The organism is Leifsonia sp. NPDC014704 (assembly GCF_043083605.1).
Classification (GTDB): domain Bacteria; phylum Actinomycetota; class Actinomycetes; order Actinomycetales; family Microbacteriaceae; genus Leifsonia.
This window is the reverse complement of the sequence record NZ_JBIBYW010000001.1, coordinates 640473-655917: the sequence shown is the minus strand read 5'-3', so window position 1 is coordinate 655917 and position 15445 is coordinate 640473. Positions and strand designations below refer to the sequence as shown.

Genomic DNA, 15445 nt, shown 5'->3' with positions numbered 1-15445 from the left:
CGCCGCATAACGGCGTGTTGCGACCTACAGATCAGCTGAGGATGTCCTTCGTGGTGAAGCGGCCGACGGCCAGCGCCCCGAAGACGACGATGTAGCCGAGCTGCAGCAGCGCGTTGTCGCCGAACGAGTCCCACGAGATCGGATCGCGCAGGAAGTCACCGAACCCCAGCCAGTAGTGGCTGAACAGCCACGGGTGGAGTCCCTCCAGCTGCGGCAGCTGGTCGAGCACCTGCGACACGACGGCCAGCACCGCGGTCGCGGCCATGGCGCCGACCGGGACGTCGGTGAGCGTCGACAGGAACAGCCCGATCGCGCACAGCCCGAGCAGCGACACCACGATGTAGAGAGCGATCAGCAGCAGGCGGAAGTACGCCTCCCCCATGCTCACCTGGATCCCGGACAGCAGAGTGACCGGGCCGATCGGGAAGAGCAGCATGCCGATGAGGGCTCCGGCCAGCCCGACGACCAGCGCGGCAGCGATGCAGAAGACCGCGCTCCCGGCGTACTTGACCGCGAGCAGCCGGAGCCGCCCGGCCGGCGCGATGACGAGATAGCGGAGGGTGCCGTGGCTGGCCTCGCCCGCGATCGTGTCGCCGGCGACGACGCCGATCGTCAACGGAAGGAACAGCGGCACGCAGACGACGAGGGCGGTGAACGCGACGAACAGCCCATTGGAGGTGATCTCGCTGAGGAAGGCCGGCCCGCGCGAACTGCCGCCGGTGACGCGCACCGCGATGGCGATCAGCAGCGGGATGGCCGCGAGGGCACCCAGCATCGCCCAGGTGCGCCACCGGCGGAACATGACCGAGATCTCCGATCCCAGCAGCGCCCATCCGCCGCTCGGACGCTCGCGACGTTCCGCGACGCCGCCCGCCGGCCGCGTGACGGACGGCTGGATCGCCTGCTCGGTGCCGACCTGGTCGGTGCGGGGCGCCGCATTCGGCAGCTCACTGCTCGGCAGTTCACTGCTCGACATCGAAGCCCTCCCCCGTGAGCTCGACGAAGCGCTCCTCCAGGCTGGAGGAGCGCACGGCGAATCCACGCAGCCGCACTCCGTCGCCGACCAGCGCCGCCGACAGCTCTTCGGCCGCCGGAGCAGCGTCGCCCAGGGACGCCTCGACTCCGTTGCCCGTCACGACGGGGTCCAGACCGAACCGGCTCAGCACACCGACTGCCTGTGCCGCATCCGGCGTCTCGACCGCCACTCGCGGACCGGACGCGCTCCGGAGCTCGTCGAGCGACCCCTGCGCGACCAGCCGGCCGGTGCGCATGATCGCCGCGTGCGTGCAGACCTGCTCGATCTCGGCCAGCAGGTGACTGGAGACGAACACGGTCGTCCCCTCGTCGGCGAGCGACCGCACCAGCGCGCGCACCTCGCGGGTGCCCTGCGGGTCCAGCCCGTTCGTCGGCTCGTCGAGCACCAGGAGGTCGCGGTCGGTCAGGAGTGCGCCCGCGATCCCGAGGCGCTGCTTCATCCCGAGCGAGTAGGCGCGGACATGCTTGCCGGCCGCGTGCGAGAGGCCGACGCGTTCGAGCGCAGCCTCCACCCGCGCGCGGCGGGTGGCGCCCGGAGCGTAGCGGTCGGCGGTGTCGCGCCGCATGAGGTTCGCGGTGCCCGAGAGGTACGGCGCGAACGCAGGCCCCTCGACGAGCGCACCGACCCGCGGGAGCACGCGTGCGCCGCGGTCGGGCATCGCCTCCCCCAGCACCCGGATCGAGCCGGCGGACGGGGAGACGAGGCCGAGCAGCATCCGGATGGTCGTGGTCTTACCCGACCCGTTCGGGCCGAGAAAGCCGAACACGGAACCGCGCGGAACGTTCAGGTCGAGGCCGTCGACGACCGCCCGCGACCGGAAGCGCTTCGTGAGCCCGCTGGTCGCGATCGCCGCGTCGGTCACTGCGCGGTCGCCTGCGCCGCCGCGGTCTGCAGAGCCGAGACCGGGACGGATCCCGCCAGGACACGGCCGTCCGCAGTGATGAGCACCGACACCAGCGAGGAGCTCAGCGCCCGGCCTCCGTCGACCGGCTGGGTCAGTTGCTGGAACAGCGGGTCGTCGGCCACCCCGGCCGGAGCCGAGCCGGCGGGCAGGGAGACGACGGTCGCCCATCCCTCGCCCGAGACAGCGGGCTTCGGGTGCGAGACCGCGGCATCCTTGACCTGGTGACCGGTCGGCAGCTTCTGCTCGGACACGCTCGCACCCTTCGGCGGCGTGAACGAGAAGACACCGGCATCCGGCTTCTGGTCGCTGAACGCGGTGAAGCCGGCCTCGAAGGCGGGCGCGCTCGCGCCGCGGGCGGTGACGGCGACCCTCAGCGGGATGCCGGTCTTGCCGTCGACCGCGATGGAGACGGTGCCGATGAGGGTGGCGTCGGTGCGCGGGGTCAGCACGAGGTCGTATGCATCGCGTCCGGCCACCTTCGTCTCGTCGCCGAGGGTCACCTTCGTGGACGGGTCGACCGCCGCGAGGAAGCGCTGCGCCAGCTGCGACGGCGTCAGGGCCGTGGCGTCCGGAGTCGGCGTCGCCTTGGCGTCGGAGTCAGGGAGTGTCGCGTGCGCGACCTTCTTGCCGTTGGACTCGTACAGCCAGAGGTCGTCGCCGTTGCGGATCGCATCCCGCTCGGCCAGCTTGTCAAGCACCTGGACGCGCACGTGCGTCGGGCCGTCGACCCACACCTTCGCGGTGTGGTCGGCGAGAGCCAGTTCGAGCAGGCTCGCGGCATCGCCGTCGTCCATGCCCTTCGACGTGGTCGCGGGGAGCTCGGGAAGTCCGAGCTCGGAGCTCTGCTCGACCGTGCCGGAGAACGACCGCGTGTCGCTCGCTGCGACCAGCCGCAGCACGTCGGAGGGCGACTTCACGGGGAGGTCCGACGCTCCGGCGGCGAGGGGCGAGACGATGACGGCGGCGGCGATCGCCACGGGGGCGACGACGGCGGGCGCCCAGCGCATCCAACGGTGTTCCATAGCCCGAGGATACGCGCGCCGGAGCACCCCCGACCCTCCGGATTGGCTGGCAAAGCCGGACTTCATCCCCCGGTCGTACCCCGCGTCATCCCTGAGGACGACGTCCGGATGCCCGGCCCGGTCGTCCCGCTCAGAACCGCCTGTCGACGGAAACGGAGGACGCGGTCAGGGCCGGCCCTCCGCTCCCCTCCGTTCCCGTTCTATCCTCGGCGTGTCACGCCGGATCGCCTCCCTTTCCGGCCGCCTCCGAGGCGCCCAATGGACGCGTCCCATCCCCTCGCACGGCGGTGGAAAGGGAGGAAAAGCCGACCCGACGCGCGGCAGAACGCGGGGAAGGGAGGTGGATGCGGGCGCGGCGGCTCGGAAGTCCTCCGAACCCGCGCCGCGACGAGGGCGGGCGCCCGGAGCGCAACCCGGGAATGCAGAAGGGCCCCGGCGAAGCGGGGCCCTTCCGACCGGTGCTACAGGACGTCGCCGACCCGGTGCACGCGGATGTCGTTGGTGGTTCCGGGGATCCCGGGAGGGGAACCGGAGATGATGATCACCTTGTCGCCGTCGACGGCGCGGCCGGTCGACTTGAGGGCCTCATCCACCTGTGCGACCATCTGGTCGGTGTGGGTGACGCGGCCGACGACGAACGACTCCACGCCCCAGAACAGCGACATGCGGCGGCGCACCGACTCCTCCGGCGTGAACGCCAGGATCGGGATCTTGTTGCGCAGACGCGCCATGCGGCGGGCGGACTCGCCCGACTCGGTGAAGACGCAGAGGAACTTCGCCTCGACGAAGTCGGCGACCTCGACCGCGGCGAGCGTGATCGCGCCCGACTGGGTGCGGGGCCGGGTGCCGAGCGGCTGGATGCGGTCCAGACCGTGCTCCTCGGTCGAGGTGACGATGCGCGACATGGTCTGCACGGTGACCGTCGGGTACTCGCCGACGCTGGTCTCGCCCGAGAGCATGACCGCGTCCGCGCCGTCGAGGACGGCGTTGGCGACGTCCGACGTCTCGGCGCGGGTCGGCACCGGGCTCGAGATCATCGACTCCAGCATCTGCGTCGCGACGATGACCGGCTTCGCCGCACGGCGGGCCAGCTCGACGGCGCGCTTCTGCACGATCGGCACGGCCTCGAGCGGTAGCTCGACGCCCAGGTCGCCACGGGCGACCATGATGGCGTCGAACGCCTCGATGATCTCTTCGAGCGCATCCACGGCCTGCGGCTTCTCGATCTTCGCGACGACGGGGACCTTGCGGCCCTCCTCCGCCATGATCTCGTGCACGCGCTCGATGTCCTTGGCGTTCCGGACGAACGAGAGGGCGATCAGGTCGGCGCCGAGCTTGAGGCCCCAGCGCAGGTCGGCCTCGTCCTTGTCGGACAGCGCCGGGACGTTCACGGCGACGCCCGGCAGGTTGATGCCCTTGTTGTTCGAGACGGGACCGGCGACGATCACCTCGGTCGTGACGACCGGCCCGTCGACCGCGACGACGCGCACGCGCACCTTGCCGTCGTCGATGAGCAGGTAGTCACCCGGCTTGACGTCGTTGGGCAGGCCCTTGAACGTCGTCGAGGAGATCTCCTTCGTGCCGATGATGTCCTCGGTGGTGATCTTGAAGATGTCGCCCTCGGCGAGCTCGTAGGGCCCTGCCTCGAACTTGCCGAGGCGGATCTTGGGGCCCTGGAGGTCGACGAGGACGGCGACCGGCTTCCCGGCGTCGTCGGCGGCCTTGCGCACGTTGGCGTAGACCCCCTCGTGCACCTCGTAGCTGCCGTGGCTCAGGTTCATGCGGGCCACGTCCACACCCGCGTCGATGATCGCGCGGATGTTGTCGTAGCTGGAGGTCGCCGGCCCGAGGGTCGCGACGATTTTGGCCCTTCTCATGCTTTTCTGTTCGCTCCGTGATTCTGCGCCGACGGCGCGTGATTTCTTGGTGGCGCCCGGTCGTGCGGGCATCGCCTCGCTCAGACGAGGATGCCGCGGTCGGTGGGACGGATCGGAGACGGCAACTGCGTCTCCCCTTCAAGATACCGGTCAACAGCGGCCGCCGCTGCCCGGCCCTCTGCGATAGCCCACACGATCAGGGACTGACCGCGGCCGGCGTCGCCGGCGACGAACACGCCCTCCTGCTCCGTCTGGTAGTCGGAATCACGCGCGACGTTGCCGCGGCCGTCGAACGGCAGGCCCAGCTGCGAGGACAGGTCCTGCTGCTCCGGGCCGGTGAATCCGAGGGCCAGCAGCACCAGGTCGGCCGGGATCTCGCGCTCGGTTCCGGCCTTCGGCACCCGGCGTCCGTCGAGGAACTCGGTCTCGGCCACGCGCAGGGCGCGCACCTCGCCGAACTCGTTGGAGAGGAACTCGACGGTCGACGCGAGGTACTCGCGCTTCCCGCCCTCCTCGTGGGCGGACTGGACCTCGAACAGCGTCGGCGTGGTCGGCCACGGCTGGTGGTCCGGACGCTCCGACGGCGGCTGCTTGCCGATGGCGAGGTTGGTGACGCTCGCGGCGCCCTGACGGTGTGCGGTGCCGATGCAGTCCGCACCGGTGTCGCCGCCGCCGAGGACGATGACGTGCTTGCCGTCCGCCGTGATCTGGTCGGCGATCTGGTCGCCCGCGCCCGCCTTGTTCTGCTGCACCAGGTACTCCATGGCGAAGTGCACACCGGAGAGCTCACGGCCCGGGATGGGCAGGTCGCGCGGCACCATGGCGCCGGTCGCGACGACGACCGCGTCGTACCGGGCGCGCAGGTCGTCCCAGCTGATGTCCGTGCCGATGTCGACACCGGCGCGGAAACGCGTGCCCTCGGCCATCATCTGGTTGAGGCGCGCCTCGAGGTGCTTCTTCTCCATCTTGAAGTCCGGGATGCCGTAGCGCAGCAGGCCGCCGATGCGGTCGTCCCGCTCGTACACGGCGACGGTGTGGCCGGCGCGCGTCAGCTGCTGGGCGGCGGCGAGACCGGCGGGGCCGGAGCCCACGACGGCGACCGTCTTGCCGGTGAGGCGCTCCGGCGGCTGCGGCTGCACCCAGCCGTGCTGCCACGCCTGGTCGATGATCGAGACCTCGACCTGCTTGATCGTGACGGCCGGCTGGTTGATGCCGAGCACGCACGACGACTCGCACGGCGCCGGGCACAGCCGCCCGGTGAACTCGGGGAAGTTGTTCGTCGCGTGGAGGCGCTCGATCGCCTGGCGGCCCTCGCCGCGCCACATGAGGTCGTTCCACTCCGGGATGAGGTTGCCGAGCGGGCAGCCGGAGTGGCAGAACGGCACGCCGCAGTCCATGCAGCGGCCGGCCTGCCGGCGCAGCTGCGCCGGGTCCTGGGCCTCGTAGACCTCTTTCCAGTCCATCAGCCGGACCGAGACGGGGCGGCGCTTGGGCAGCTCCCGCTCCGTCACCTTCAGAAAGCCCTTAGGGTCAGCCACCGGTCACCTCCAGAATTCTGTTCCACACGATGTCGCCGTCGGGGTCGAGTCCCTCGTCGACGGCCTCCTGGCGCATCTGCATCACCGCGGCGTAGTCGCGCGGCAGCACCTTGACGAACTTCGCGACGGTCTCGTCGAAGTCCTCCAGCATCCGCGCGGCGAGCTCGGAGCCGGTCTCGGCGGCGTGCTGTTCGAGCAGGTCGCGGACGATCTCGATGTCCGCGCTTCCGAGCGGCAGGAGCTCGAGCTCGCCGGTCGCGAGGGAGTCGCGGTTGACGCGCTCCCGCTTCAGGTCGTACACGTACGCGGTGCCGCCCGACATGCCGGCGCCGAGGTTGCGCCCGGTGCCGCCGAGGATGACCGCGAGGCCACCGGTCATGTACTCGAGCGCATGATCGCCCACGCCTTCGACGACCGCCGTCGCACCGGAGTTGCGAACCAGGAAGCGCTCTCCCACGATCCCGCGGATGAACATGCTCCCCTGCGTCGCGCCGTAGCCGATCACGTTGCCCGCGATCACGTTCCGCTCGGCGGCGAACACGCTGTCGCGCGGGGGCTTCACGACGATCTGGCCGCCCGACAGGCCCTTGCCGACATAGTCGTTGGAGTCGCCCTCCAGCCGCAGCGTGATGCCTGCGGGGAGGAAGGCGCCGAGCGACTGGCCTGCAGAACCGGTGAGCGTGATGTCGATGGAGCCGGCGGGGAGGCCGTTCTCGCCGTGGCGGACGGTCACCTCGTGGCCGAGCATCGTGCCGACGGCCCGCTCCGTGTTGCGGATCGGAAGGCTCAGCTCGATGCGCCCCCCGTTCTCCAGCACGTCGCGTGCGGCGTCGATCAGCTGCACGTCGAAGTGGTGCTCCAGCTCGTGGTCCTGCGCCCGGCCGTTGCGTCGCGGCTCCTCCGGGCCGAAGGCCGGACCGTGCAGGATGGGCGCGAGGTCGAGCCCCGACGCCTTCCAATGGTCGATGGCGCGGTCGACGTCGAGCAGCTCGACGTGACCGATCGCCTCCTCGAGCGTGCGGAAACCGAGGGCCGCGAGGTACTCGCGCACCTCCTCCGCGATGAACTCGAAGAAGTTGACGACGAACTCCGGCTTGCCGGAGAACCGGGCTCGGAGCTCCGGGTTCTGCGTCGCCACGCCCACCGGGCAGGTGTCCAGGTGGCAGACGCGCATCATGATGCAGCCGGAGACGACCAGCGGCGCGGTCGCGAAACCGAACTCCTCGGCCCCGAGCAGCGCGCCGACGATGACGTCGCGGCCGGTCTTCAGCTGACCATCGACCTGCACGACGACGCGCTCGCGCATCCCGTTCAGCATCAGCGTCTGCTGCGTCTCGGCGAGGCCCAGCTCCCACGGCGTCCCGGCGTGCTTCAGCGAGTTGACCGGGGATGCGCCCGTGCCGCCGTCGTGGCCGGAGACCAGGATGACGTCGGCCAGCGCCTTGGCGGTGCCGGCCGCGACCGCGCCGATGCCCGACTCGGAGACGAGCTTGACGTGCACGCGGGCGCCCGGGTTGGCGCGCTTCAGGTCGAAGATGAGCTGCTTGAGGTCTTCGATCGAGTAGATGTCGTGGTGCGGCGGCGGCGAGATGAGGCCGACACCGGCGGTCGCGTGACGGGTCCGCGCGACCCACGGGTACACCTTGGTCGGCGGCAGCTGTCCGCCTTCGCCGGGCTTCGCGCCCTGCGCCAGCTTGATCTGGATGTCGTCGGCGTGCGTCAGGTACATCGACGTCACACCGAAGCGGCCGGAGGCGACCTGCTTGATCGCGCTGCGGCGCTCCGGGTCGAGCAGGCGGTCGAGGTCTTCGCCGCCTTCGCCGGTGTTCGACTTGGCGCCGAGCCGGTTCATGGCGATCGCGAGTGTCTCGTGCGCCTCCTGGGAGATGGAGCCGTAGCTCATCGCGCCCGTGGAGAACCGCTTGACGATGGACGAGACGGGCTCGACCTCCTCCAGCGGCACCGGCGGACGCTCGCCCTCCTTGAGCGAGAACATCCCGCGCAGGGTCATCAGCGACTCGGACTGGTCGTCGACGAGCTTCGTGTACTCGCGGAAGACGTCGTACCGCCGCGTGCGCGTGGAGTGCTGCAGGCGGAAGACCGTCTCGGGGTTGAAGAGGTGCGGCGAGCCGTCGCGGCGCCACTGGTACTCGCCGCCGGTCGCCAGGCGCTCGTGCGCGAGCGCCGCACCCTCGGAGGGGTACGCGCTCTCGTGACGGGCGAGGTTCTCGGCCGCGATGACGTCGATCCCGACACCGCCGAGCTTGCTCGTCGTGCCGGTGAAGTACTGGTCGACGAACTCCTGGCTGAGACCGACGGCCTCGAACGCCTGGGCGCCCGCATAGGAGGACACCGTGGAGATGCCCATCTTCGACATGATCTTCAGCACGCCCTTACCGAGCGCCTTGATGACGTTCTTGACCGCCTTCTCGGGGCTGACGCCGGTGATCATCCCGCTGCGGACGAGCTCCTCGCAGGTCTCCATCGCCAGGTACGGGTTGATCGCCGAGGCGCCGTACCCGATGAGGAGCGCGACGTGGTGCACCTCGCGCACATCCCCGGCCTCCACGATCAGGCCCACCTTCATGCGGGTCTCCGAGCGGATGAGGTGGTGGTGCACGGCGGCGAGCATCAGCAGCGACGGGATGGGCGCCAGGTCCTTCGTCGAGTCGCGGTCGCTGAGCACGATGAACTGCGCTCCGGCCGCGATGGCCTCGTCGACCTCGTCGCACATCTCGGCCAGACGGCGCTCCAGGGCGTCCGGGCCGGCGTCGGAGCGGTACAGGCCGCGCACGGTCGTGGTCAGCGTGCTGCCCGGCCGCGGGTCGATGTGCTGGATCTTCGCCAGCTCGTCGTTGTCGATCACCGGGAAGTCGAGCACGACCTGCTTGGCGTGCTCCGGGCCGGCCGACAGCAGGTTGCGCTCCGGGCCGAGACCGAGCTTCAGGGAGGTGACGACCTCCTCGCGGATCGAGTCGAGCGGCGGGTTGGTGACCTGCGCGAACTGCTGGGTGAAGTAGTCGAACAGCAGGCGCGGGCGCTCCGACAGCACAGCGACGGGCGTGTCCGACCCCATGGCGCCGAGCGGCTCGGCGCCGGTGGTCGCCATCGGGCGGAGGAGGATGCGGACCTCCTCCTCGGTGTAGCCGAACGTCCGCTGGCGGCGCGTGATCGACGCCGGGGTGTGGACGATGTGCTCGCGCTCCGGGAGGTCCTTCAGGTTGATCCGGCCTTCGTCCAGCCACTCCCCGTAGGGTGCGCCGGCGGCGAGCTCGGACTTGATCTCCTCGTCCTCGATGAGGCGGCCGGCGACCGTGTCGACCAGGAACATCCGACCGGGGCGCAGGCGGCCCTTGCGGACGACGCGGCTGGGCTCGAAGTCGAGCACGCCGATCTCGGAGGCGAGCACGACGAGGCCGTCGTTCGTGACGACGTAGCGGCCGGGGCGTAGGCCGTTGCGGTCGAGGGTCGCGCCGACGACCGAGCCGTCGGTGAACACGATCGCCGCGGGGCCGTCCCACGGCTCCATGAGCATCGAGTGGTACTCGTAGAACGCGCGCCGGACCGGGTCGATCTCGGTTTGGTTCTCCCAGGCCTCCGGCACCATCATCATGACGGCGTGCGGGAGCGACCGGCCGCTCAGCGACAGCAGCTCCACGACCTCGTCGAACGAGGCCGAGTCGGAGGCGCCGGGCGTGACGATCGGGAACACCGGCTTCAGGTCGCCGAGCAGCTCGTTCTCGAGCTGCGACTGGCGGGCACGCATCCAGTTGCGGTTGCCCTGGACGGTGTTGATCTCGCCGTTGTGCGCGATCATCCGGAACGGCTGCGCGAGCGGCCACGACGGGAAGGTGTTCGTCGAGTAGCGGGAGTGGACGAGGGCGAGCTTCGAGGCGAAGCGCTCATCCGACAGGTCCGGGTAGAACGGCTCCAGCTGGAGCGTGGTGACCATGCCCTTGTAGACGAGCGTGCGGCTCGACAGCGACGAGAAGTACAGGTCGAGCTCGCGCTCGGCCCGCTTCCGCAGGAAGAAGGTCTGACGGTCGAGCGTGATGCCGGAGACGGCCTCGCCGTTCTCGTCGACGCGGGTGGACGCGACGTAGAGCTGCTCGATCACCGGCATGGCCTGCCGGGCCAGCGTGCCGAGCTCGTCCGGGCGCACAGGCACGGACCGCCACCCGAGGACGGTCAGCTCGTGCTCGGCCGCGATGGATTCGAGAGCCGCCTTGACCTCGGCGCGCTCGTCCTCCGCGCTCGGCAGGAACGCGTTGCCGACCGCGTATCGGCCGGCCGCCGGGAGCTCGAAGCCGGCGACGGCGCGCAGGAACGTATCCGGTACCTGGGTGATGATGCCGGCGCCGTCACCGGTGCCGGCGTCCGAGCCGACCGCGCCGCGGTGCTCGAGGTGACGCAGCGCCTCGAGCGCGGCGTCGATGATGTCGTGCCCGGCCGTGCCCCGGAGGGTCGCGACCATGGCGAGACCGCAGGCGTCCTTCTCGTGGGCAGGGTCGTACAGGCCCTGCGGGCCAGGCACGGTCCCGAAGCGGGAATAGGGAGGCGTGAGCGCCATCTGTCGACCGTCCTCACAGTGTCGTGGATGTGGGGATGTTGGGTGCAGGGACGCCATCGGCCCGGTGCTTATGAGTTCCGCCGCATCCTCCGGGCCGTGTGCGGCTCGGAATCGTGGAGCGGTCAGGTGCGTGGGATCGCCTCGACGGTTTTTGGTACTTCGAGCCGTCGGGTTTATCCGTTCGTGGGGCTTGTGGCCTTGGCCGAAGCGGACCCGGCAGGCACACCGTCTGCGTCGGCGGCGTCCTCGTCCTCCAGGTCCGTGTCGTCCGAGTCTACCTCAGCATCCGGGTTCACCCATTCACGACCCGGTCGGTACGGGCTCGGCTCGAGGCCGGGGTGCCTGCGCGACTGGACGAGGAAGATGATGAGGCCGAGCACCACGGCACCGAAGGCGGCCCAGACGTTGCTCGGGATGCCGAGCAGCGTGAACTCGCTCGGGTCGATGCGGATCGACTCCAGGTAGGAGCGGCCGGCGCCGTACCAGATCAGGTAGACGGCGAACACCTTGCCCCACTGGAGGCGGAAGCGGCGCTGCAGCCAGACGATCACGAAGACGCCGATGACGTTCCAGATCATCTCGTACAGGAAGAGGGGCTGGAACAGCGTGTCCGCGGGCAGGCCGACCGGGATCGCCTTGTTGGGCGAGTCGATCTGCAGGCCCCAGGGCAAATCGGTCGGAAGGCCGAAGAGCTCCTGGTTGAAGTAGTTGCCGAGGCGGCCGATGGCCTGCGCGAGCAGGAGGGCCGGTGCGAGCGCGTCCGCGAACGTCCAGAACCGCAGCCCGGTCCAGCGGCAGCCGATGAGCACACCGATGGCGCCACCGATCAGGGCGCCGAAGATGGCGCCGCCGCCCTCCCAGATCGCCCAGATGCTGCCCGGCTCGAAGGGGTTCCAGATGTTCGCGCCCGGGTAGAAGAAGTCCTTCGGGTGCGTCACCACGTGGTAGAACCGGGCGCCGATGATCCCGAGCGGCACGGCGCACAGCAGGATGTCGAGCACGACGCCCGGCTCTGCGCCCTGCTTGGTGAGGCGGCGCGAGGTCCACATGGCGGCGACGACGATGCCGACGAGGATGATCAGCGCGTACATCTGGATGCGGTACGGCCAGAAAGGCAGCGGGATCTGCGCCCACTCGGGCCCAGGACTCGGGATGCTGGCCATCCAGCCGCTCATCGTCGCAAACACCCGATGACTCACCTTTCGTGTCGATCATGCCGCGGCGCAGAGAGGCGCGCGGCCACCATAGTCTAGAACGCCCGGCTAGGCCGCTGTGCCGCGGGCGAGCCCGGCCGCCACGCGCCCGGCCTCCGCCACGCCGCCGTCGGCCAGCGCCTTGACGAGCGCCGAGCCGACGATCGCGCCGTCCGCGTACTCGAGCACCTCGGCCACCTGAGCGGCCGACGAGATGCCGAGCCCGACGCACGTGCTGGTCGCGCCCGCCTCGCGAAGGCGCCCGACGAGCGTGCGCGCTGCCGCATCCACATCGGTGCGCGCGCCCGTGATGCCCATGGTCGAGACGGCGTAGACGAACCCGCGGCTCGCCTCCACCGCCTGCTTCAGGCGGGCGTCGGTCGAGCTGGGCGCCGCGAGGAACACGCGGTCGAGACCGACGCGGTCGGATGCGGCGAGCCAGTCGGCACCCTCGTCCGGGATGAGGTCGGGCGTGATGAGGCCTGCTCCCCCGGCCGCGGCGAGATCGTCCGCGAAGCGGTCGACGCCGTACTGCAGCACCGGGTTCCAATAGGTCATGACGAGCACGGGGATGTCGACCTGCGCGGTGATCTCACGGACGGCGGTGAAGCCGTCACGCAGGCGGAAGCCGGCGCTGAGAGCCTGCTGCGTCGCGGCCTGGATGACCGTGCCGTCCATCACGGGGTCGGAGTACGGCAGGCCGAGCTCGATGACGTCGACGCCGTTGTTCGCGAGCGCGACGGCCGCATCCACACTGGTCGCGAGGTCGGGGAAGCCGGCCGGGAGGTAGCCGATCAGCGCGCCCGAAGCCTCAGTGTTGCGGCGGGCGATCGCGTCGGCGACGCGGCTCGTGACCACGCCGCTCACGACTGCACCGCGTCCGCGTCGATCAGGTCGAAGTACCGCCCGGCGGTCTCCATGTCCTTGTCGCCACGGCCGCTGAGGTTCACCAGGATGATCCCCTCCGGGCCGAGCTCGCGCCCGAGGGCCAGGGCGCCGGCCAGGGCGTGGGACGACTCGATGGCGGGGATGATGCCCTCGGTGCGGCTGAGCAGGCGCAGGGCCTCCATGGCGTCCGCATCCGACACCGGCCGGTACTCGGCGCGGCCGATCTTCGCGAGCCAGGCGTGCTCCGGGCCGACGCCCGGGTAGTCGAGGCCGGCCGAGATCGAGTGGGATTCGATGGTCTGGCCGTCTTCGTCCTGCAGCAGCATGGAGCGCGCGCCGTGCAGCACGCCGGGGCGGCCCTTGGTGATCGTCGCGGCGTGACGCGGGGTGTCCGCACCCTCGCCGCCCGCCTCGAAGCCGATCAGGCGCACATCCTCGTCGTCCAGGAAGGCGTGGAAGATGCCCATCGCGTTCGAGCCCCCGCCGACGCACGCGACGACGGCGTCCGGCAGGCGGCCGGTGAGCTCCTGCACCTGCTCGCGCGCCTCCTCGCCGATGATCTTCTGGAGGTCGCGCACCATCGCCGGGAACGGGTGCGGGCCCGCGACCGTTCCGAAGATGTAGTTGGTGTGCTCGACGTTCGTCACCCAGTCGCGCATGGCGTCGTTGATGGCGTCCTTGAGCGTGCGCGAGCCGGTCTTGACGGCGACGACCTCGGCGCCGAGGAGGCGCATGCGGGCGACGTTCAGCGCCTGGCGCTCGGTGTCGACCTCGCCCATGTAGATGGTGCACTCGAGCCCGAAGAGCGCGGCCGCCGTCGCGGTGGCGACGCCGTGCTGGCCGGCGCCGGTCTCGGCGATCACGCGGGTCTTGCCGATGCGCTTCGTCAGGATGGCCTGGCCCAGCACGTTGTTGATCTTGTGCGACCCGGTGTGGTTGAGGTCCTCGCGCTTGAGGATGATGCGGGCACCGCCGCCCGGCTTTCCATCGAACGCAGCCTCGGCGAACCGCGGCACCTCCGTGATGATCGACGGGCGCCCGGTATAGCTGCGGTGAAGCTCATCCAGCTCGGCGTGGAACGCGGGATCGGCCTTGGCCTCCTCCCACGCCGCCGACAGCTCGTCGAGTGCTGCGACCAGCGACTCGGGGACGAACCGCCCGCCGAAGTCGCCGAAATACGGACCCTGCTCAGTGCGGAGGGACATCAGACTCCCAAGAACTCTTCGAGCGTCGCGACGGGGTCGCTCGTGACGAGCGCCTCGCCGACGAGCACGACATCGGCGCCCGCCGCCCGGTAGTGCGCGACATCGTCGGCCGTCTTCACGGCCGACTCCGCCACGCGGATGACGCCGGAGGGGATGCTGCCGGCCAGGCGGCCGAACAGGTCCCGATCCAGCTCGAACGTCGTCAGGTCGCGGGCGTTGACGCCCACGAGACCCGCGCCGGTGTCGAGGGCGCGGCTCAGCTCGTCGGCCGAGTGCGCCTCCACCAGCGAGGTCATGCCCAGCTCGGTGATTAGCTCGTGCAGCTCGACGAGCCGCTTCTGGTCGAGCGCGGCGACGATCAGCAGCACCAGGTCGGCGCCCGCGGCGCGGGCCTCGAACACCTGGTACGGATCGGCGACGAACTCCTTGCGCAGCACCGGGATGGAGACGGCCTCGCGGACCGCCTCGAGGTCGGCGAGCGAGCCGTGGAAGCGGCGCTCCTCGGTCAGGACGCTGATCGCGCTGGCACCGCCGGTCTCGTACGAGACGGCGAGAGCTGCGGGGTCCGGGATGGCGGCGAGCGACCCGCGGGACGGGCTCGCGCGCTTCACCTCGGCGATGATCTTTACGCGCTCCGCCGGGGCGAGAGCGGTGAGGGCGTCGAGAGCGGCGGGCCGGGCCAGCGCCGCGGCCTCCACCTCGGCGAGCGGTCGCTCACCGCGTCTCCGCTCAGCGTCCTCGAGCGCGCCGGCGACGAGGTCGGCGAGCACGGATCAGTGCCCCTTCGGGGTGTACTTGTCGCCGCCGACGCCGTACCCGGCGCGCTTCATGACCCAGCCGACGATGAGCCCGATCACCGCGAGTCCCGCCGCCGCCCAGACGATGATGGGGGCGTCGAAGAAGAAGGCGATGGCGCCGATGGTGAACGCGACCAGCATGATGATCACGGCCGTCCACGCCGCCGGCGAGTGACCGTGGCCTGGCTCGACTGACTCGCTGCTCATGGGACTCCTGCACGTCGGGTGCGCGCCGCCCGGCGCGCACGGGAATTTGGAACGCACCCAGTCTAGTAGGCGCTCCTACCCCGTCGCCCTCCACGCGCCCGCCCCCGCCGTCGAGTCCGCAAACTTTGCACGGTTCTGCGCGCGTGGGCGTGCAAAGTTTGCGGACTCGAGGGTGGGTGGGATGGGCGGGGCGAGACGGATGGGACGG

General features: G+C 70.5%; 11 protein-coding genes. All 11 read right to left on the bottom strand.

Going from position 1 to position 15445, the window contains the following annotated elements; genetic code table 11:
- Nucleotides 1-31 precede the first annotated feature (31 nt).
- Nucleotides 32-976: an ABC transporter permease gene (locus tag ACF1AJ_RS03220; protein WP_391506090.1), complete on the bottom strand. Its 945-nt coding sequence runs from the start codon at nucleotides 974-976 to the stop codon at nucleotides 32-34.
- Nucleotides 963-1898, bottom strand: a complete 936-nt coding sequence (locus ACF1AJ_RS03215; RefSeq protein ID WP_020077511.1) for an ABC transporter ATP-binding protein — start codon at nucleotides 1896-1898, stop codon at nucleotides 963-965. The genes ACF1AJ_RS03220 and ACF1AJ_RS03215 overlap by 14 nt, the downstream gene beginning before the upstream one ends.
- Nucleotides 1895-2947 carry an outer membrane lipoprotein carrier protein LolA gene (locus ACF1AJ_RS03210; RefSeq protein ID WP_391507427.1) on the bottom strand — a complete coding sequence of 351 codons (1053 nt, stop codon included), beginning with the start codon at nucleotides 2945-2947 and terminating at the stop codon, nucleotides 1895-1897. The genes ACF1AJ_RS03215 and ACF1AJ_RS03210 overlap by 4 nt, the downstream gene beginning before the upstream one ends.
- Nucleotides 2948-3423: 476 nt before the next feature.
- Nucleotides 3424-4839 carry a pyruvate kinase gene (pyk, locus tag ACF1AJ_RS03205; RefSeq protein WP_018191177.1) on the bottom strand — a complete coding sequence of 472 codons (1416 nt, stop codon included), beginning with the start codon at nucleotides 4837-4839 and terminating at the stop codon, nucleotides 3424-3426.
- Between the two features lie 80 nt (nucleotides 4840-4919).
- Nucleotides 4920-6377, bottom strand: coding sequence for a glutamate synthase subunit beta (locus ACF1AJ_RS03200; protein ID WP_020077509.1), 1458 nt, complete (start codon nucleotides 6375-6377; stop codon nucleotides 4920-4922).
- Nucleotides 6370-10947 (bottom strand): glutamate synthase large subunit, encoded by a 4578-nt coding sequence (gltB, locus tag ACF1AJ_RS03195; protein ID WP_391506089.1) that lies wholly within the window; start codon nucleotides 10945-10947, stop codon nucleotides 6370-6372. The genes ACF1AJ_RS03200 and gltB overlap by 8 nt, the downstream gene beginning before the upstream one ends.
- A 173-nt stretch (nucleotides 10948-11120) precedes the next feature.
- The gene (lgt, locus tag ACF1AJ_RS03190) at nucleotides 11121-12122 is read right to left on the bottom strand and encodes a prolipoprotein diacylglyceryl transferase (protein WP_391507426.1); all 1002 of its coding nucleotides are present in this window, start codon (nucleotides 12120-12122) and stop codon (nucleotides 11121-11123) included.
- An 87-nt stretch (nucleotides 12123-12209) separates the two neighbouring features.
- Entirely contained in the window at nucleotides 12210-13007 is a 798-nt protein-coding gene (gene trpA / locus ACF1AJ_RS03185; RefSeq protein ID WP_391506088.1) for a tryptophan synthase subunit alpha, read from the bottom strand.
- Nucleotides 13004-14233, bottom strand: coding sequence for a tryptophan synthase subunit beta (trpB, locus tag ACF1AJ_RS03180; RefSeq protein WP_391506087.1), 1230 nt, complete (start codon nucleotides 14231-14233; stop codon nucleotides 13004-13006). Before trpB ends, trpA begins: the two co-directional genes overlap by 4 nt.
- Nucleotides 14233-15003 (bottom strand): indole-3-glycerol phosphate synthase TrpC, encoded by a 771-nt coding sequence (gene trpC, locus ACF1AJ_RS03175; protein WP_391506086.1) that lies wholly within the window; start codon nucleotides 15001-15003, stop codon nucleotides 14233-14235. The genes trpB and trpC overlap by 1 nt, the downstream gene beginning before the upstream one ends.
- A gap of 3 nt (nucleotides 15004-15006) precedes the next feature.
- Entirely contained in the window at nucleotides 15007-15237 is a 231-nt protein-coding gene (locus ACF1AJ_RS03170; protein ID WP_018191184.1) for a DUF6704 family protein, read from the bottom strand.
- Nucleotides 15238-15445 lie beyond the last annotated feature (208 nt).